The sequence below is a fragment of the Deinococcus koreensis genome (assembly GCF_002901445.1).
GTDB lineage: Bacteria > Deinococcota > Deinococci > Deinococcales > Deinococcaceae > Deinococcus > Deinococcus koreensis.
Genome location: NZ_PPPD01000001.1, coordinates 3409919 through 3428598, shown reverse-complemented (window position 1 = coordinate 3428598; position 18680 = coordinate 3409919). Strand labels below are relative to the sequence as shown.

Genomic DNA, 18680 nt, shown 5'->3' with positions numbered 1-18680 from the left:
ATTTGTCAAAAGAGCTGTTCACTTTTGACCGAACGGAGTGAGTGAATTTGACGGAGTATTTGGGGGAATGGAAGCATCAGACGCCCTTTGTCTGATGCTGTAATTCGGACAAATGCTCTAGAGGCCGACGTGCGGCCGGGGGTGGAGGCCACCCTGCCGCACCAGCCCGCGCACTTCCTGACAGCGGCAGCCCCGGTAGGTGCAGAGCAGACCCTCGGGGTGGGCGTTCAGGAACTGCACCGTGGTGTCCACCAGATCGCGCACGCGGTACAGCCGCAGCTCCGAGGAACCGACCTGCGCCGAACGGAAGCGGCCCCCCAGTTCCGGGCTCAGGTTCTCGAAGTCGGCCGAGCAGTTCGGGAAAGCGGTGGGCAGGACGCCCTGAGGGGTCATCACGTAGCGGGTCAGCAGCGGCATCCCGGCCAGGTACTCGCCGTAATGCAGGCTGGTATTGCTGCCGAAATCGACCCCGATCATCAGGGCGAAGCCGCCCAGGTCGTAGAGCGCCCCGACCGGCCGGTACGGATTGTCGAGCGTCTGTGCGGCGGTGATCGCGGCGGCCTGCTCGCCCAGCGCGATGAAACTCAGCGTGGGGTGGAAGGAGCGCAGGGCGTCGGCCCGTTCCACCATCTCCTGGGGCACCCGGCCGATATCGCGGCTGACCCGCATGTCGCGGTGAAAGCGTACCGACGAGGTCGTGGTCGGCCGCGAGAGCAGGGTGCTGTAGGTGAAGGCCGGCGCGACCAGGGTGGCCGAGCGCTGCTGCAGGGCGTCCACGACCGCGCGGGCGCCGCCGTCGAGCGAGCCGAAGGACTTCAGGCTGGCGTGGATGATCAGGTGCTGCGAGCCGTCCAGTCCCAGTTCCGCGAGTCCGCGATCCAGGTCGGCGGAGGAAAGGGCGGGCCTTCGCAGCAGGTTCAGCACACCGCCCAGTGTACCGGACAGCGCCCAGAGCCAGGGTCGCGCAGCCTTACGTTTCCAGCGTTCATGGAGGCTTGAGTGTCGCCAGGGCAGGTCAGGGAAATTGGTCGTGTCATAGGGACTCCGCACCATTCCGTCACATCGAGAAGAGCACCGGATGTCGCTCTCCTGCGCCGCTCTGCGAGTCCATCCCGCTTTCAGTCGGATTGATTTGGAACACGGAATGGTCAGGGGTGCGTACACTTTCCAAGCCGCTCACCGCTGAACGCCGAGCGGGACAGTTTTTTTCATTCCTCCTCTTGAGGGGGAGGTGGGGACTCGCAGAGCTGTGCCACAGAGGGGGTGAGCGGAAAAGGCGTACCAGATGGACTTAGAGCGCCTAACAAAACCGCTGGTGCTGCTTGAAGGTCATCAGGCAGCAGGCCAGTTGCGTGAATGCAAGATGGATGTCCGCTCGCACCTCATAGCGCACGCGCAACCGACGGAACCGGCTGAACCACGCCAGCGTCCGCTCCACCACCCACCGGTGTCGTCCCAACCGCTCGCTGGACTCACGACCCCGGCGTGCAATGCGAACCTTGATCCTCCGGTGGTGGCAGGCCCGGCGGCACCTGGGAATGTCATACGCCTTGTCGGCATGGAGCCGATCCGGCCGGGTGCGGGGATGCCCCCGCCGCCCGTTATGAACGGGCGGCACCGCGTCCAGAAGCGGCTCGAACACCATGCTGTCATGCCGGTTGGCCGGCGAGATCAGCATCGCCAACGGCGTCCCACGGCCGTCGACGATGACATGACGTTTGCTCCCTGCCCGACCTCGATCCGTGGGGTTCGGGCCCGTCTGCGCCCCCCCCGGGCAGCGGGAACGCTCGTACTGTCCACACACGCCCGTGTCCAGTCGAGTTGATCCGCCTGAGCCATCCGGTCAAGGAGCACCTGGTGCAGGCGGGTGAACACACCCGCCGCATGCCAGTCTCGCAGTCGTCGCCAGCAGGTCATGCCACTGCCGTACCCGAGTTCATGGGGGAGGTGTTCCCAGCCGATGCCGGTCTTGAGCACGTACAGAATGCCTTCCAATGCCGCTCGATCAGGCACTCGGGGTCGTCCGCCTGTGGGCTTCAGGACGTCAGGTGGGAGCAGTGGATAGATCAGACTCCACAACTCGTCGGTGACCTGAGACGTGGCCATCCCTGACCTTGTACCCCCACCCTGAGGTTTTGATAGGCGGTCTTAGTCGAGTGGGCGGCCGGAAGTTCGTCAATACTGTCCGAACCATTGAACGGTGGGCATTCGGAGCTGATCCCTTCCGGGATGAGGGCAGATGCTGGTACGACTTCCAGTGGGTGGCGCGGTCAACAGGCTGCCGACCCCGCAATGCGGTAGGACGTCTCCCTATGTCCGGACAGCGCATTCGATCACTCACGGCGCGTGCTCGTCCGGATCGTCGAGAGTGTCCCCGGTGCTCCGAACCGCAATCCTGGCCACGGGGCAGCGTGGGTCGGGTCGCGTTGACCGTGAAGATAGGACGCGACGACATAGCCGACCGTGAGGCACGTGGCCACATAGACCGCTTCCGACCTCGCCCCACAGTTCTTCAGCAGGAGTGCAGCTTCGTCCGTGCAGCACGGCCACCTCTCGCGCTGGACGTGGCTCGACTGCTGAGCGCTCGACTCTATTTCCGGTTCAGGACTTCCAGATTCGAGTAGTTGTAGGTAGGAGTCTCGGCCAGCTGGAGATCGGTGTTGCTGGCGATCTCCGCATTCGTAGCGCCCGAGATGTTCACGACCCCCTTGATGTCGATGCGCTTTTTGCTGATGACGCCGCCCACGAGTTTGAGTTGTGAAGACTTTTTATTCTTGTACTGAAACTTATCTCCCGCAACGAAGAAGGCTGTGGCGGTGATATTGCCCTTGGCCACTATTTTGCGCTGGGCGATGACGTTGAAACGCGAATGGGGGGAGGCGTGGTCGGCTTCATTGATGCTGTTGCTCATGAGCTTGATGTTGCGTCCGGCCGCCAGCGTCACGGTGTTGTCGTAGGTGATGGCGTTCGAGTTGGTGTTGTCCTTGTCGAACCGGATATCGCGATCGGCGAAAATCTTGGTGTTGTCGAACTTGAGATCTTCGCGCACCCAGATTTTTTCGGCGAACACCATGCTGTTGGTGGCCGTCAATTTGTGCTCCAGCTTCAGGCTGTGCTTGCCGTCCACGATCAGGATGACGTTGGTCAGCACCATGTCGCTGGTGAACGTGACGTCGCCCCCGCTGAGCTTGATCACCAGCGGATTGCTGGGCGTTCCGGAATTCAGGTTCACGCCGGGAAGCAGCGTGGAGAGTTTATCGACCGTGCGGTTGCCGCCCAGATTCACCGAATGATTGATGGTGGTGGGCATATGTGCGGCCTTCACGGCCAGGTAGTTGGGCTTGGGTACGCTGATCGGCGCGTCCATATTGGCTGGGGTTTCTGGGTCGATGCAGTAGGCGCTGCCATTGTTCGTGACCTTGTCCTTGCAGATCACCTTGATTTTGCGGCCCGGTCGAGTGGCCTTGGTATAGGCCGCCGTCGCCCTATGACCAGCCGTGATCCCCAGCGTGCCCTTGAGGTTGAAGCCGTAGTTGCCGTGAACGTTGGTGTTGATCACCGAGGTGGTGGACTTGGGCGTGGTGATCCTGACGTACCGCTCGCTCGCCAGGGCGCGGTTGCTGCCCAGCAGCGTGCTGAAGGTGGTGTGCTGGCTGCCGATCCCCAGCGTACCGTCGTAGGCCAGCACGGCCTGGGTGGAATAACGGGCGCCTGTGGCGTTCTCCACATCAACCTGAACACTGATCAGGTTCCGGGTCTCGCTGCCGGTCGCCGCGTCATCCTGTTCGGTATCGTCCAGCACGTCATCGGTGATGTCGTCGATGGGCGGCTCTTCGTCACTATTGTCCTCAGCCAGCTCGGTCGGGGGGTCGAGTTCGGTCAGGATTGCGCCGACGCTCAATCCGGCGAGCTGCAGGGTGGCGTTGGGATCGCGGCCCTGGCGCAAGGCCGCGATCTGATAATCCAGTCCCCCCTCGGCGAGGTAACGCATCTGGGAATTGACCTTCAGGTTCCGGGCCACGTTCAGATTGGTCTGGGCCATGAACGCGCTACCCAATCCCAGGATCAGGATCAGCACCATAGCGCCGAGCGCTGCAACGAGAATGAAGCCGCCTTGTCGTTTCATGGGTGCACTCCTGCCCTGCTGGAATTGACCGGAAGTAAGGGGACGGCCCACCACCTGTACTGGCGGAGGCTGACGCCGTCCGGAAGGCATCAGGGCCACCACTGGCGGCTGGCCGGGAAGACCGTGACCAGCCGTTCCGTTTTCATGTACGTACAGGCATCACCGCTGTCAGTGACCCTGCTGAGGCCCAGAGTGGCGGCGGGCGCGGGCAGGGTCAGGCTGGCGGCGGGCCAGCTTCTGCAAGTCTGACCGGACACGGGCTGGGCGCTCCGCAGCCGGAGGTAGACCCAGATCGCCGCGAACTCACCCACGGCGGGCAGGCTGGTGCTCCAGCCGCCGCTCCGGGTCTGGTAAAAGGGTACGAAGGCTTCCACGTGATCCGAGAGCGGACTGGTGACCGTCGGTCGATCGCTCGGCACGGAGCAGGGATAGGCGGCCACCGCCTGAATATCCGTGTTTGCAACCACGCAACTGAAATAGGAGTCGGTGCGCCGCAGGGTGCGGCCTGACATACTGAACAGCGTCTGACGGAGGCTGTAGCTCACCGCTGGAGCCAGGTCGCTGCGCAACGCCTCGACCCAGCTCAGGCCCAAGCCCGGCGTGCCCCCGAGGGTGCTGAACACTGTGGGAAGCGTGGTGCCGTCAGCGCCGCGGAGCCACGGCCAGCTCTGGACGGCCCAGTTCAGACTGCGGGAGCGCATCTGATCCGTCCAGGCCGTCCCTGTGTATTGGTCGCCGCCCCGGTAACCCGCCAGCCGCAGCTCACTCTGCACCAGCTGCGCCACCACCGCAGTCTCCTGCTGCAGTCCGGCGCTGGCCAGCAGGCGTCGGCTGGCCTGACCGCTGCCGACCAGCAACATTGTGATTGCCAGCCCGACCACGCCCAGGAGCGCCATCACGACCAGCAGTTCGACCAGACTCACCCCGGATTCCCGATCGTGTTTCTGAAGGGTCGCTCCGGAGCCCACATGGCCGCTCCGAGTATGCCCGGCGGTCATAGCGCGATCACGGTGACCACACTGAGAATCTCCCTGGCATCGGGAGTGCGCTCAATTCGCAGATCGATACGATAGGCCACAGGAGTGGACAGGCCGACAGCGCAGTTCAGATCAGCGGCCGCGTTCAGCGTGCAGGGAATGGGAGTGCAGTTCAGGGTAAAGGCGCCGACCACTTCGCCGCTCACGCAGCGGGTGCTGAGTGTGGCAGGTTGGGCGCGCAGCCCTTCGATTTTGGAACGCACCAGCGCGGTGGCCTGCTGCGCCTCGCTGGCCTGGTGACTGGCACGCAGACTGGCACTCTGCATCCCGGCCACCACCAGAATGCCGACCACCAGCACGACAATCGCCATCAGCACTTCGGGAAGTGTGAAGCCTTGCCGCGCGGGCGGCCGGGCAGCGGATTGGGACTGTCGGCTCGCGGGGCCGGTCATGGAATTCCCGCGCTCAGCAGGCCAGCTCCGGACAGGCTCACGGCAAGCCGCTGTCCCTGCCGGTTGACCAGTACCACCCGACCCTGACCCCCGCTGCCCGTTGTGGTGCCAGGCGTGCCGTCGGGCTGCCAGGAAAAGCTCTGACTCAGGCTGCCACCGAACGCCGCCTCACTCAGGCTGACCGCGCCCCGATATTCGGTCGACGTCCAGCCTCCCAACGCGCTGTCGCCCAGTTCACCGACATCGTGCAGACCGTTTCCATCGACGTCGAGGTAGTCCTTGACCCCATTGTCGTTGAGATCCACGAATGCCTGAACGGTACTGGCCGTGCCGGTGATCACGAAGTTCACCACCACCGGGCGGTTTTGCCGGACAGCTTCGAAGCGCGCCTTCTGGAGGGTGCCCAGGAGATCCGCACCGGCACGGTTGAAGTCCGGACGGTCGAGATTGATGTAGGTGGTCAGTCCCGCGAGGATGCCGATCACCATCAGCACCACAAGCATTTCGATGAGGGTCACCCCGGCGTGTTTCACACCTCACAGTTATCATGAAGATTCATTCAAGATTCTGACCACGATTATTTCATTGACAATGAAGGACAACTACATCTGGCGAACCTGCCGGTCGGGAAGGCATCAGCTGTAAGGCAGTGCGCCGCCCGCCAGACAGGGCGAAGTGCGAAAGTTCCTCGAGTGGAAGAGTCAGCCAGAATCTCTTTGGCCGTGCGCCTGCCCCCATCTGGGTGCTACCTTCCCCAGCCAGCCCGCCAAACGTAGGCGCAGCGGTGTTCCGAGGGTCGGCGCAGCCGCCCATCCAGCAGGTGGCCAGCCAAGACCCTGCCTCCGCCCCAGTCCTGCAGTACCGCGAAGCGAGCACGTTCACCAATCGTCGATCTTAGAGAGCTTTTCCAGCTGTGGGCAAGTGGCTGCCAAGATACAATATGAGGGAGCCGGACGCGCCTTCATTGGCCCGGTAGAGCGGCCATACCTTTCAGGTGTCGCCAACGGAAGGGAGAAGACGGGTGGACGAACCCGGTGCTGGGGGTCGTGATACCGGGGCGGAGCCGCGGCGACACAGCCACCGGCAACGGAATAGAGGGTAAACCCGGCCGATCATCCCGGTTTACCCTCCAGTCACTCAGCTGCCCAGTCATCCAGCTGCTTGAGCGGCCCGATAACCAGACTTACTTCACGAAGAGCATCTGGCGGTAGGTCGGCAGCGGCCAGTGCTGCTCGGCCACCACCTTCTCCAGCTTGTCGGCGGCCTGGCGCACGCTCAGCATGGCGGGCAGCACGTGGTCGCGCATGTGGTGGGCCTTCTCGTGCACCTCGTCGCCGCCGCTGGCCGCGTTCTGGGCACTGAGGGTCTGGATGGCGTCGTACAGCTCGTCGGCCGCGCCGGAGACCTCGGACTCGATGCCCATGACCGCGCGGCTGTCCCCGGCGGCGTGCAGGTCGCCCAGGTACTTCACGGCGGACGGCAGGATCATGGTGCGGGCCATGTACTCGGTGGTCTCGCCCTCGATGTTCACGGTCTTGAAGTAGATGTCGTACATGATTTCCTGGCGCGCGGCCAGCTCGCGGTCGTCCAGCACCCTGAACTTCTGGAACAGCGCCGCGTTCTTCGGGCTGCTCAGGTGCTCGATGGCGTCCAGGGAGGTTCGCAGGTTCAGGAGCCCCCGGGTGTGCTCGGCTTCCTGGTGCCAGGCGTCGGAGTAGCCGTCTCCGTTGAACACGATGCGCTTGTGGGCCTGGTAGGTGCTCCTCACCAGTTCGGCCACGGCCGTGTTCAGATCGGCGCCGCCGTCCAGCTTGCGCTGCAGCTCGGCAGTGAGCTGGCTCACGGCGTCGGCCACGATCAGGTTGAGCACGGTGATCGGGAAGGAGATGCTCTGGGAAGAGCCCGCCGCGCGGAACTCGAACTTGTTGCCGGTGAACGCGAAGGGGCTGGTGCGGTTGCGGTCGCCGGCGTGGCGCGGCAGCGGCGGCAGCACCGAGGTGCCCAGGCCCAGCAGGCCGGCGGCGGTGCCGCGCCCACCCTGGCCGCTCTCGATGCGCTCGAAGATGTCGGTCAGCTCGCTGCCCAGGAAGATCGAGAGGATGGCGGGCGGTGCCTCGTTGGCGCCCAGGCGGTGGTCGTTGCTGGCGCTGGCCACCGAGATCCGCAGCAGATCCTGGTGGTCGTCCACGGCCTTGATCACGGCCGAGCAGAAGAACAGGAACTGCATGTTCTCGTGCGGCGTGTCGCCGGGCTCCAGCAGGTTCTCGCCCTTGTTGGTGCTCATGCTCCAGTTGCAGTGCTTGCCCGAGCCGTTGATGCCCGCGAAGGGTTTCTCGTGCAGAAGCGCCACCAGACCGTACTTGCGGGCGGTGTTGCGCAGGATCTGCATGATCAGCTGCTGGTGGTCGGCGGCGATGTTGGAGTCCTCGTAGATCGGGGCGATCTCGAACTGGCCGGGGGCGACCTCGTTGTGGCGGGTCTTGACCGGGATACCCAGGGCGTACATCTGGGTCTCGGCGTCGGTCATGAAGGTGAGCACCCGGTCCGGAATGGCGCCGAAGTAGTGGTCTTCGAGTTCCTGGCCACGCGGGGGCTGGGCGCCGAACAGCGTGCGGCCGGTCATGACCAGATCGGGGCGGCGGTAGAAGTACTCCTCGGCGATCAGGAAATACTCCTGCTCAGCTCCCAGCGAGGAACCCACGCGGGTGCCCTCGCTCGCGCCGAACAGATGCAGCGCGGGTGTAACCGCCGTATTCAGCGCCTCGACCGAGCGCAGCAGCGGCGTCTTGGTGTCCAGCGCCTCGCCCGTCCAGGAGGCGAAGGCCGTGGGGATGCAGAGCGTGGCGCCGTTGGCGTGCCGCATGATGAAGGCCGGGGAGCTGGCGTCCCAGGCGGTGTAGCCGCGCGCCTCGAAGGTGGCGCGCAGGCCGCCCGAGGGGAAGCTGGAGGCGTCGGGCTCGGCCTGGATCAGTTCCTTGCCGCTGAAGGTGGCGATGGCCTGCCCGTCGCCGGCGGGAGTCACGAAGGAGTCGTGCTTCTCGGCGGTCGAGCCGGTCAGCGGGTGGAACCAGTGGGTGTAGTGGGTGGCGCCCTTTTCCATGGCCCAGGTCTTCATGGCCAGCGCGACCGTGTCGGCGATTCCCGGATCGAGCGTCTCGCCGCGCTCCAGGGTGGCCTGCAGACTCTTATGCACGGGCTTGCTGAGCCGGGTCTTGAGCTGCTCCAGGCCCAGCACGTCGCTGGCGAAGATGTCGGACACGATCTGGTGGGGGGTGGCGTCCTGGCTGGCGTCCGTGCGCCAGTTGCGGGCAGCGGAGATCACGTCGAAGTCATGGTTCATGCGGCTCCCTTGGGCGGACACTCGTCCGTGCGGCGTTGGCGATTGCCTGGATGTCGCCGCGCGGCGAAGTCCTGACACTGCCTGCGAGTATAGGAGCAGGCTCGCCAGGGGGTCAAATACTTCTGAACAAGTGGCCGATCCGGCCCCCTCCCGGCCCACCCGGCGGGCGAGTCCGTGCAGATTGTTGTGCCGGAGCTTTCCCAAGGAGCACAATCCGGTGGACAACCTGCATCCACACCTGAGCGCCCTCGCCCCGCCTCCAGCGTCTCCCTCAGCGGTGGTCTGCCCCGGCCTTCCGGGAGCCGTCCGCCATAATCACGCCGTCAAGTCCCGCCGGGCGACCTGCGCCCACCGCTGGCGCCCACCCCTGGCGCCTCCCCCAGGCCCCCTTCCGGAGGTTTCCGATCCATGACATCCAGCAAAGCCACGTCCAGCACCGCCGCCTCCAAGACCCCGCCGACCAAGGAAAGCATCCTCATGGAGCTGCAGCAGGGCGAGGTCAAGTTCCTGCGGCTGCAGTTCACGGACATCCTGGGCACCACCAAGAACGTCGAGGTGCCCAAATCGCAGTTCTTCAAGGCGCTGAACGGCGACGTGACCTTCGACGGCAGCGCGGTCGAGGGCTTCACCCGGGTCGAGGAGTCGGACATGCTCCTTCGCCCGGATCTGAGCACCTTCCTGATCTACCCGCAGTTCTCGCGCGAGGAAGGGGAGCGCGGCCGGGTCGCCCGCCTGATCTGCGACGTGGCCCTGCCGGACGGCACGCCCTTTTCGGGTGATCCCCGGCAGGTGCTGAAGCTGCAGGTCGAGCGGGCCCGCGCCCTGGGCTTCGAGATGTTCGTGGGCACCGAGCCCGAGTTCTTCCTGTTCGAGCGCACCCCGTCGGGCCTGGGCAGCACGGTGACGCACGACAAGGCCGGCTACTTCGATCTGGCGCCCATCGACAAGGGCGAGCGCATCCGCCGCGAGATCGCCAACAAGCTGGTCGAGATGGGATTCGAGATCGAGGCCGCGCACCACGAGGTCGCGCCCGGCCAGCACGAGATCGATTTCCGCTACGCGCCGGCCCTGGAAACGGCGGACCGTATCGCCACCTTCAAGTTCGTGGTGAAACGGGTGGCGCTGGAGTACGGGCTGCTGGCCAGCTTCCTGCCCAAGCCGATCCCCGGCGTGAACGGCAGCGGGATGCACTGCCACCTGAGTCTGTTCCAAGGCGGGGTGAACGCCTTCGCCGACCCGGCGGGCGAGCACGGCCTGTCGCGCACGGCGGAAGCCTTCATCGCCGGGCTGCTCGACCACGCCGGCGGCATGACCGCGATCACGAATCCGCTGGTGAACTCCTACAAGCGGCTGGTGCCGGGTTTCGAGGCACCCGTGAACATCGCCTGGAGCACCTCCAACCGCTCGGCGCTGATCCGGATTCCAGCCAAGCGCGGCAACTCCACGCGCGCCGAGGTCCGGATGCCCGATCCCAGCTGCAACCCCTACCTGGCCCTGGCGGTGATGCTGGCCGCCGGGCTGGACGGCGTGGGGCAGCAGATGGAGCCGCCACCCGCCATCCAGCGCAACATCTTCCGCATGACGGTGCGCGAGAAGCGCCACCACCGCGTCAAGGAGCTGCCCACGGATCTGCGCGAGGCCGTGGAGGAACTCCAGAAGGATGAGGTGATCGCGCAGGCGCTGGGCGAGCATGTCCTCGACCACTTCGTGGAGGCCAAGCAGGCCGAGTGGCGGGAATACAGCGCCACGGTTCATGCCTGGGAACTGGAGCGCTACCTCGACCTCATCTGAACGGCGTCCTGGGCCTCCCGCCCCGCCGCCAGCGAGCGTGGCACGGAACGCTTGCGCCGCGGAAAGCAAATCAAGCGACGAGATTTAGAAAGTGCAGACTCGCGAGCACAGATATTGCCACAAACAGATCGTTCAGGCAATTTCCGGTCTCTGATTCCAGGAGTCAGGCTGCAACGTTTCGCACCAAAGGTGAGAGGCGCATTGACTTCAATTCAAGACCATGCCTAGAATTGCCGAATCACCACACCGCACCCGGGCCAGACGGCCCGACGTGTACCCGTATCCGGAGGATTCATGAAGAAAACTGCCCTGAGCCTGTCTGTTCTGGCCGCCCTCGCCCTCGGCACCGCCGGTGCCCAGACCACCATCCGCATCGCCTCCCTGAGCCCGCTGTCCGGCGGCCAGAGCGACCTGGGCACCCAGATCCGCAACGGCACGCAGCTGGCCGTCAACGAGTACAAGGCCGCCTTCAAGAAGCTGGGCTTCGACCTGCAGCTCGTGCCCTACGACGACCAGGCCGACCCCGCCACCGGCACTGCCGCCGCCCGCAAAATCGCCGCCGACCGCCAGATCCTGGCCGTCGTGGGCACCCTGAACTCCGGCGTGGCGATCCCCTCCTCGGCCGCGCTGGTCGCCAGCCGCGTGGCGATGGTCAGCCCCGCCAACACCGCCAATCAGGTCACGGACCGCGGCCTGAGCAACATGAACCGCATCGTGGCCCGCGACGACGCCCAGGGCGGCGCCGGCGCCAACTTCGTCAGCGACGTGCTGAAGGCCAAGAAGGTCTACATCATCAACGACAAGACCGCCTACGGCGAAGGGCTGGCGGCCGAGGTCGAGAAGGCCCTCAAGGCCAAGAGTGTGGCCGTGGCCGCCAACGAAGGCACCGAGGAGAAGAGCGACTTCTCCTCGATCATCGCCAAGATCAAGCTGCAGAAGCCCGACGCCATCTACTTCGGCGGCATCTACAACCAGGTCGGCGTGTTCATCAAGCAGCTGCGTGAATCCGGCGTGGCGACCCCCGTGGTCGGCGGCGACGGTCTGGACAGTGGCGAGCTGCCGACCATCGTGGGCGCCGCGAACGCCAACAACATCTACTTCACCACGGTGGCCGCGCCCATCGAGGCGCTGCCGGCCGCCAAGGTCTTCGCCGCCAGCTTCAAGAAGACCTTCAACGACGACGCCCAGGGCTTCGGCGCCTTCGGCTACGACGCCGCCAAGGTCGTCCTGCAGGGCATCCTGAGCGCCGCCCGCGCCAACGGCAACAAGCTGCCCAGCCGCGCCCAGGTCGAGACCGCCATCCGCAAGGGCAACTTCACCGGCCTGCTCTCGGGCAACGTGTCCTTCAACTCGGTGGGCGACCGCCGCGCCGCCACCATGTACGTGGTGGGCGTGACCGGCGGCAAGTTCAAGCTGAACTCGTCCATCGCCGTCAAGCCGGCCAGGCAGTAAGCTTCACCCCGCTGGACGGTGGGGCCGGGCGAGTCGCCCGGCCCCATTTTCAGGTGCCCGGTGGAGTGGAGATGCCCAGTGACGTTCAGGGGCCCGGGGAGCGGGCGGAGCGCTGGACACCCGTGCCCCGCGCCTGGGACTACCATTCCGGACGCCAATGTGACACTGTGGCCCATCTTGTCCCAGCGCCCGAGCCTCTGCCGCCCACACCGAGCTGTCGCTTCCTGCTCCGCGCCCATGCTCTGCCGCGCGCTTTTTCGCTGAACACTTTTTTTTCGCTAAACACCGTTTCAAGCTTGTCGTGACGCCGTCTTCTGGTTGGCACAAGGTCACTGAAAGGAGTTGATGTTCTTGGATCTCGCCGTTCTTCTCCCCTTCCTGGTCAACGTGATCGTCGGCGGCCTGGTGCTGGGCGCGGTGTACGCCATCATCGCGCTGGGCTACACCATGGTCTACGGAGTCCTGCAGCTGATCAATTTCGCGCACTCGGAGGTGTTCGTGACCGGCGCGGTGGTCGGTTTCGAGGTCTTCCGCGTGCTGCAGAACGTGGCCATGAACGGGTATCTCAAGCTGCTCGTGGCGCTGATCGCCGCCATGCTGGTCTCGGGCCTGCTGAACGTGGTGATCGAGCGCCTGGCCTACCGGCCGCTGCGCAACGCGCCCAAGCTGGTGCCCCTCATCACGGCCATCGGGGTCTCGCTGATCCTGCAGGATCTCCTGCGGATCATCGAGGGCTTCCAGGGCCGCTTCGACCTGACCTACACCCTGCCCACCGGGTTCGCCACGCGCTTCTGCGGGCCGGATTCGACGTGCCCGGCCATCGGTGCAGCGCTGCAGACCATCGGCATCGAGGTGCAGCTCAAAGACGTGATCCTGCTGATCGTGGCGGGGATCAGCCTGTTTGTCCTGAACTATCTGGTGAACCACACCCGCCTCGGCACGGCCATTCGCGCCGTGGCGCAGGACCGCGTGACCGCCGGCCTGATGGGCATCGATTCCAACCGCATGATCTCCGCCACCTTCCTGATCGGCGGGGCGCTGGGCGGCATCAGCGGCGTGCTGTTCGGCATGAAGTTCGGCACCGTGAACGCCTACAGCGGCTTCGACCCCGGCATCGTGGCCTTCACGGCGGCCGTGCTGGGCGGCATCGGCTCGATTCCCGGCGCGGTGCTGGGCGGCCTGCTGCTGGGCGTGATCCAGAACCTGATCGGGGTGACCAACATCCTGGGCTCGGTGGTCGGCTCGGCCAACCTGGAGGCCATCGACGCCTCGTACCAGCGGATCGGGGCCTTCATCGTGCTGGTGCTGATCCTGATCTTCAAGCCCACCGGCCTGCTCGGCAAGAGCAACGTGGAGAAGGTATGACGGCCACGATGAAGCCGGCGCCGGGCCGGGCCAGACCTATGCCCGACCGCACCCTCCTGCTGGTGATCTTCTTCGTGCTGACCAGCGCCGTGCTGCTGATCTCGCACAACGCGCCGCTGCTGGAAAGCCTGGGGCCGCTGGGCAGCTTCCTGCGCAACCCTATCGTGGAAGCCCTGTTCGTCTCGCTGTTCCTGGCCAACGTCCTCTTCGCGCACCTGTGGCGGGCGGCGCCCTGGGCCAAACTGCTGGTCGGGATCGGCAGTCTGCTCTTCGTCCTGCCGCTGGCCGGGCGCGAGGACACCTCCCTGCTCGACCTGAGCATCCAGATCATGATCTTTGCGGCGCTGGCGCTGGGCCTGAACATCGTGGTGGGCTTAGCGGGCCTGCTCGACCTGGGCTACGTGGCCTTCTTCGCTGTGGGCGCCTACACCTGGGGCATCTTCGCCAGCCCACGCTTCAGCGAGGTTCTCAAATACTACGGCGAGAATCCGGGCGCCACGAACGCCGGCACGCTCGCCATCGGGCTGTTCCTGACGGTCGTGACGATCGCCAGCATGGTGTATATCAACCGCCTGACCGCCCGCACCGCCCCCACCCGAACGACCACCTGGAGCTTCCGGCTCGCCAGCTTTGGCCTGATCGCCGGCCTGACGCTGAGTGCGCGCGCCGTGGTCGTGCTGATGTCCGGGCAGGCGGAGTCGCTGGCCACGGGCATCAATCCAGGGTTCTTCTGGCTGTTCCTGGCCCTGAGCATCATGGCGGCCGCCATCGTGGGCGTGCTGATCGGCCTGCCGGTGCTGCGCCTGAAGGGCGATTACCTGGCGATCATCACTCTGGGGCTGGGGGAAGTCATCCGGGTGCTGGCGAACAACCTCGACCTGTACACGGCCGGCTCGCAGGGCATTACCCCGATCAAGAGCGCCTCCGTGCCGTGGTTCGACTCGCTGGCCGGCGCGCTGGGCTTCAGCGAGGATCAGTACTACCTGCTGTTCCTGTATTTCCTGGTGCTGGCCGTGATCGTGGTCATCCTGACCGTGAACATCCGGCTCGACCGCAGCCGCATCGGGCGGGCCTGGATCGCCATCCGCGACGACGAGGTGGCCGCGCAGGCGATGGGCGTGCCGCTGGTGCAGACCAAGCTGATCGCCTTCGCCACCGGCGCCTCCTTCGCGGGCGTCATGGGCATGATCTTCGCCGCCAAGCAGACCTTCATCTCGCCCGAGTCCTTCAACCTGTTCCAGAGCATCGGCGTGCTGAGCATGGTCATCCTGGGAGGCATGGGCTCGTTCCCCGGCGTGATCCTGGGCGCGGCGGTGGTCACGCTGCTCAACCTGCGCATCCTGCCGGGGCTGGGCGAGGCCACCGCCAACCTGGGCATTCCCCAGCAGGTCAATCCGGGCCAGCTGCAGCGCCTCATCTTCGGCGCGATCCTGGTCGCCATGATGTTGCTGCGCCCCGAGGGGCTGCTGCCCAGCCGGCGCCGCACGCTGGAACTGCACCACGACGACAATCAGGAAGACGACAGTGGCCGGGGCGAGGGCGGCGACCTGTCCACCGGGCTGACCGAGGTGCTCAGTCCGGGGCTGGCGCCGGCCAAGGAAGACGAACGCAGCGGGGGCGCGCGGTGACGGGGGTCAGCATGAGCGGGAACATTCTCGACGTCCAGAACGTCACCAAGGAGTTCGGCGGGCTCACGGCCGTGAACGACGTGACCATGAGCATCCCCGAGCGCTCGATCGTCTCGGTAATCGGGCCGAACGGCGCGGGCAAGACCACCTTCTTCAACATGATCACCGGCATCTATACGCCCACGCGCGGCACCATCCGCCTGGGCGGGCGCGAGCTGGTGGGCCTGCGACCCGATCAGGTCACGCAGGCCGGCATCGCGCGCACCTTCCAGAACATCCGGCTGTTCTCGACCATGAGCAGCGAGGAAAACATCATGGTGGGCCGGCACTCGCGCCTAAAAAGCGGTTTCGTGGACGCCGTGCTGCACACGAAGAAGTTCCACGAGTCCGAGCAGGAGGCGCGTGACGCCGCGCGGATCATGCTGGACTTCGTGGGGCTGGGCCGCTGGAAGAACGAACTCGCCACCAACCTGCCCTACGGCGACCAGCGCAAGCTGGAGATCGCCCGCGCGCTGGCGACCACGCCCAAGCTGATCCTGCTGGACGAACCCGCCGCCGGCATGAACCCCCGCGAGACCGAAGACCTCAAGGCCCTGATCCGCCGGGTGCGCGACGAACTCGGCGTGACGGTCTGCCTGATCGAACACGACATGCGGCTGGTCATGACCCTGAGCGAGTACATCACCGTGCTGGACTACGGCTCCAAGATCAGCGAGGGCCTGCCCCATCAGGTGCGCAACGACCCGCGCGTGATGGAAGCGTACCTGGGGCGCGGCGCCGCCGCCGGGGAATACGGAAAGGAGGAGCGCCCCCATGCCTGACGCAGTCTCGACGGGTGTCCGGGCGTCCGGGACTGGCACGGGCACGCCCATGCTGGAACTCCACGACGTCCACACCTATTACGGCCACATCCACGCCCTGAAGGGCATCACCATGACCGTGAACGAGGGCGAGATCGTGGCCCTGATCGGCGGCAACGGGGCGGGCAAGACCACCACCTTGCGCACCATCAGCGGCATGATGAAGCCCCGCAGCGGCGCGCTCAGCTACCAGGGCAAGACCATCGCCGGCATTCCCGCCCACCACATCATGCAGATGGGCATCTCCCACGTGCCCGAGGGCCGGCGCATCTTTCCGCAGCTGACCGTGCGCGAGAACCTGGACGTCGGCGCCTACACCGTGACCGACAAGGCGACGGTGGAGGCCCGCGTGCAGGAGGGCTTCGGCTACTTCCCACGCCTGAAGGAACGCGAGCATCAGGTCGGCGGCACCATGTCGGGCGGCGAACAGCAGATGCTGGCGATCGCCCGCGCGCTGATGGTCGCCCCCAAGCTGCTGCTGCTGGACGAGCCCTCAATGGGCCTCTCGCCGCTGTTCGTGGAGGCCATCTTCGACATCGTGCAGAAGCTCAACAGCGAACACGGCACGACCGTCCTGCTGGTCGAGCAGAACGCCAACATGGCCCTGCAGATCGCCCACCGCGCCTACGTGATGCAGACCGGCGAGATCAAGCTGTCCGGCATCGCCTCCGACATCGCGCAGGACGAGAGCGTGCGCAAGGCGTATCTGGGGGACGAATGATGCAGAAGGCGGAAGGCTGAGGGCAGACGGCTAAAGGTCGAACTTCGAATGAGGGGCGCTCCCACGATGGTTGTTGGGGGCGCCCTTTTCTTATGGCCATCTGCCTTTCGCCTTCTGCCTTCTGCACGCTCCACGACAGTGTCCCCCTGGCCCAGCCCTGTAGCGTGTCCTATGCGACTTCTGCCCCTGGGGCTGCTGCTGTCCGGCCTGCTGATGACCGCCTGTATGCCCGCCCCGCTGGCCTTTGACCCGAACCGCATGCCGGCGCCGGACGCCCTGGGGCCGAACAACGCGGCGACCGAGTGGTGGTACGTCTCCGGGGTGCTGCCGGAATCGGGGCTGGCCTTCCACTGGGCGCAGTTCAAGGTCAATTACCGGGGCCTGCCCTATTACGCCTCGCACGTGGCCGTGACCGACCTCCGGGGGAGCCCGCTGAACTTCGTGGAAAACGACGTGCAGACGGCCCGTTTCGGCTTTCCGCCGCTGCTGGTGCAGCAGGGCGACTGGACGCTCAAGCAGATGGACGCCACGTACCGCCTGACCGCCGGGCCGCTGAACCTGACGCTCACCCCCCTGAAGTCGCCTGTGGTGCATCCACCGGGCTACTCCGGCACCGCTGAGGTCGGGCGGCTGTACTACCAGAGCATCACGCGGCTGGCGGTCTCGGGCACGGTGGAGGTCGCCGGGCAGCCGCGCGAGGCGCGGGGCACCGTGTGGCTCGACCACCAGTGGGGCGACCAGCTGCCGGGGCGCCGGGCGCTGTGGGACTGGTTCGGCGTGAACCTGTCCGACGGCTCGGATCTGATGGTCTACCGGATGCGCGACGCCCAGGGCAGGGTCGTGCAGGTGATCGGCTCGCGGGTAGGCGCCGACGGCGTGGCCAGAGTGGTGCCGGACATGACGCTGACGCCGAACCGCACCTGGCGCAGCCCCAGCGGACGCGATTACGTGCTGGAATGGACGGTGAAAGCCCCCAGCCTGGAACTGAGCTTAACGCCCCTGCGCGACGATCAGGAACTGCTGAGCAGGACGACCTCGATAGCGTACTGGGAGGGGCCAGTGGCGGGCACAGGGACGGCGGACGGAGCGCCGGTGACCGCGCAGGGCATGGGCGAGTTCGTGGGTGGCGTGCTGAGCCGCGAGGAGGGGGGGCGGATTCCGGCGAACCTGGGCAAGTAGGTCAGCGACCCGTCACGGGCAGGGGGTAGCGTGGGTCATGCTGCTCCTGTCCGCGCTTTTTGGCCTGATCGCAGGTGCCTCGTCAGCACCCAGAGCCGTGCAGATCCCCCCGCCGCCGCGCATGGTCTGCACCGACATCGGGCGCCCGGCTCTCGACATCACGGTCAAGAACGAGCGGGGGCAGGTGCTGGCCCGCTCGAGCGATATGGAGGCGTGGAACGCGCCCTGGCTGAAGATTGATCCGCACCGGGACGGCAGCTATGGCCTGACCGTGAAGCGCCGCTGGTACGAGCCGCAGACAGTGAAAAACATCGTTGTCCAGTACGACGGCTGCGGCCCGGTGAGGGCGACTCCCGTCGTCGTCCGACTGCGGCCGGTTCGGGGCGCTCCCCTGATCCGTGATTTTCGCTTCGTGGGTGTCCATTCAGATAACACGATGGTGGTCGGCTCCTGGCCCTACTTCCAGCGCTACCACCTCTTTCTCGATGCGCCGGGATCGGTCAGCCGCGAGGTGGTGTGGACATCCGGCGACCCCAGCGTCGCCACCGTGGATCAGACCGGCATGGTTCGATCCGTGTGCAGCCGGCAGGTCGGGCGCACGACCATCACGGCGACCCTCAGGGCCGACCCAAGATTCACGGTCAGCACGGTCTTCGGACGTGGGGGACGCGGCATGGTCTGCCCACGCGGCCCCGTGGACAGGTGAGCGCGAAACGGATCTCAAACTTTAAACCGCAATAAACTTGACATGACCACACTCAACTTCCAGAATGGGGACAGATCGACCGA

General features: G+C 65.7%; 15 protein-coding genes. 8 read left to right on the top strand and 7 right to left on the bottom strand.

What is annotated here, in order from left to right:
- Window positions 1-117 precede the first annotated feature (117 nt).
- The 7 genes from CVO96_RS16110 to CVO96_RS16080 form a co-directional block, all read right to left on the bottom strand.
- Entirely contained in the window at window positions 118-924 is an 807-nt protein-coding gene (locus CVO96_RS16110) for an AAC(3) family N-acetyltransferase (RefSeq protein WP_103313104.1), read from the bottom strand.
- A gap of 376 nt (window positions 925-1300) precedes the next feature.
- A protein-coding gene (locus tag CVO96_RS16105) for an IS5 family transposase (protein WP_103313103.1) occupies window positions 1301-2106 on the bottom strand; the annotation gives its coding sequence in 2 pieces (ribosomal slippage) (window positions 1301-1764 and window positions 1764-2106; 807 coding nt in all).
- 484 nt (window positions 2107-2590) lie between these two features.
- A complete protein-coding gene (locus tag CVO96_RS16100) occupies window positions 2591-4126 on the bottom strand; it encodes a hypothetical protein (protein ID WP_133161809.1) in 1536 nt (511 codons plus the stop codon).
- 89 nt (window positions 4127-4215) lie between these two features.
- Window positions 4216-5124 carry a PilW family protein gene (locus CVO96_RS16095; RefSeq protein WP_103313101.1) on the bottom strand — a complete coding sequence of 303 codons (909 nt, stop codon included), beginning with the start codon at window positions 5122-5124 and terminating at the stop codon, window positions 4216-4218.
- Window positions 5121-5555 (bottom strand): type IV pilus modification PilV family protein, encoded by a 435-nt coding sequence (locus tag CVO96_RS16090; protein ID WP_103313100.1) that lies wholly within the window; start codon window positions 5553-5555, stop codon window positions 5121-5123. The genes CVO96_RS16095 and CVO96_RS16090 overlap by 4 nt, the downstream gene beginning before the upstream one ends.
- Entirely contained in the window at window positions 5552-6088 is a 537-nt protein-coding gene (locus CVO96_RS16085) for a pilus assembly FimT family protein (protein ID WP_103313099.1), read from the bottom strand. The genes CVO96_RS16090 and CVO96_RS16085 overlap by 4 nt, the downstream gene beginning before the upstream one ends.
- Before the next feature lie 650 nt (window positions 6089-6738).
- A complete protein-coding gene (locus CVO96_RS16080) occupies window positions 6739-8895 on the bottom strand; it encodes a glutamine synthetase III family protein (protein WP_103313098.1) in 2157 nt (718 codons plus the stop codon).
- A gap of 477 nt (window positions 8896-9372) precedes the next feature.
- Here CVO96_RS16080 and glnA point away from each other — a divergent pair, with 477 nt between their 5' ends.
- The 8 genes from glnA (at window position 9373) to CVO96_RS16040 (ending at window position 18597) form a co-directional block, all read left to right on the top strand.
- Window positions 9373-10686: a type I glutamate--ammonia ligase gene (glnA, locus tag CVO96_RS16075; RefSeq protein WP_207795355.1), complete on the top strand. Its 1314-nt coding sequence runs from the start codon at window positions 9373-9375 to the stop codon at window positions 10684-10686.
- A gap of 294 nt (window positions 10687-10980) precedes the next feature.
- On the top strand, window positions 10981-12138 hold the full coding sequence (locus CVO96_RS16070) for a branched-chain amino acid ABC transporter substrate-binding protein (protein WP_103313096.1): 1158 nt from the start codon (window positions 10981-10983) through the stop codon (window positions 12136-12138).
- 351 nt (window positions 12139-12489) lie between these two features.
- The gene (locus tag CVO96_RS16065) at window positions 12490-13503 is read left to right on the top strand and encodes a branched-chain amino acid ABC transporter permease (protein WP_103313570.1); all 1014 of its coding nucleotides are present in this window, start codon (window positions 12490-12492) and stop codon (window positions 13501-13503) included.
- Window positions 13500-15131, top strand: a complete 1632-nt coding sequence (locus tag CVO96_RS16060; RefSeq protein ID WP_103313095.1) for a branched-chain amino acid ABC transporter permease — start codon at window positions 13500-13502, stop codon at window positions 15129-15131. The genes CVO96_RS16065 and CVO96_RS16060 overlap by 4 nt, the downstream gene beginning before the upstream one ends.
- Window positions 15132-15142: 11 nt before the next feature.
- Window positions 15143-15952, top strand: a complete 810-nt coding sequence (locus CVO96_RS16055; RefSeq protein WP_103313569.1) for an ABC transporter ATP-binding protein — start codon at window positions 15143-15145, stop codon at window positions 15950-15952.
- Window positions 15945-16712 (top strand): ABC transporter ATP-binding protein, encoded by a 768-nt coding sequence (locus CVO96_RS16050; RefSeq protein ID WP_103313094.1) that lies wholly within the window; start codon window positions 15945-15947, stop codon window positions 16710-16712. The genes CVO96_RS16055 and CVO96_RS16050 overlap by 8 nt, the downstream gene beginning before the upstream one ends.
- 171 nt (window positions 16713-16883) lie before the next feature.
- On the top strand, window positions 16884-17891 hold the full coding sequence (locus tag CVO96_RS16045) for a lipocalin family protein (RefSeq protein ID WP_207795325.1): 1008 nt from the start codon (window positions 16884-16886) through the stop codon (window positions 17889-17891).
- A 97-nt stretch (window positions 17892-17988) separates the two neighbouring features.
- The gene (locus tag CVO96_RS16040; protein ID WP_165795331.1) at window positions 17989-18597 is read left to right on the top strand and encodes an Ig-like domain-containing protein; all 609 of its coding nucleotides are present in this window, start codon (window positions 17989-17991) and stop codon (window positions 18595-18597) included.
- Window positions 18598-18680 lie beyond the last annotated feature (83 nt).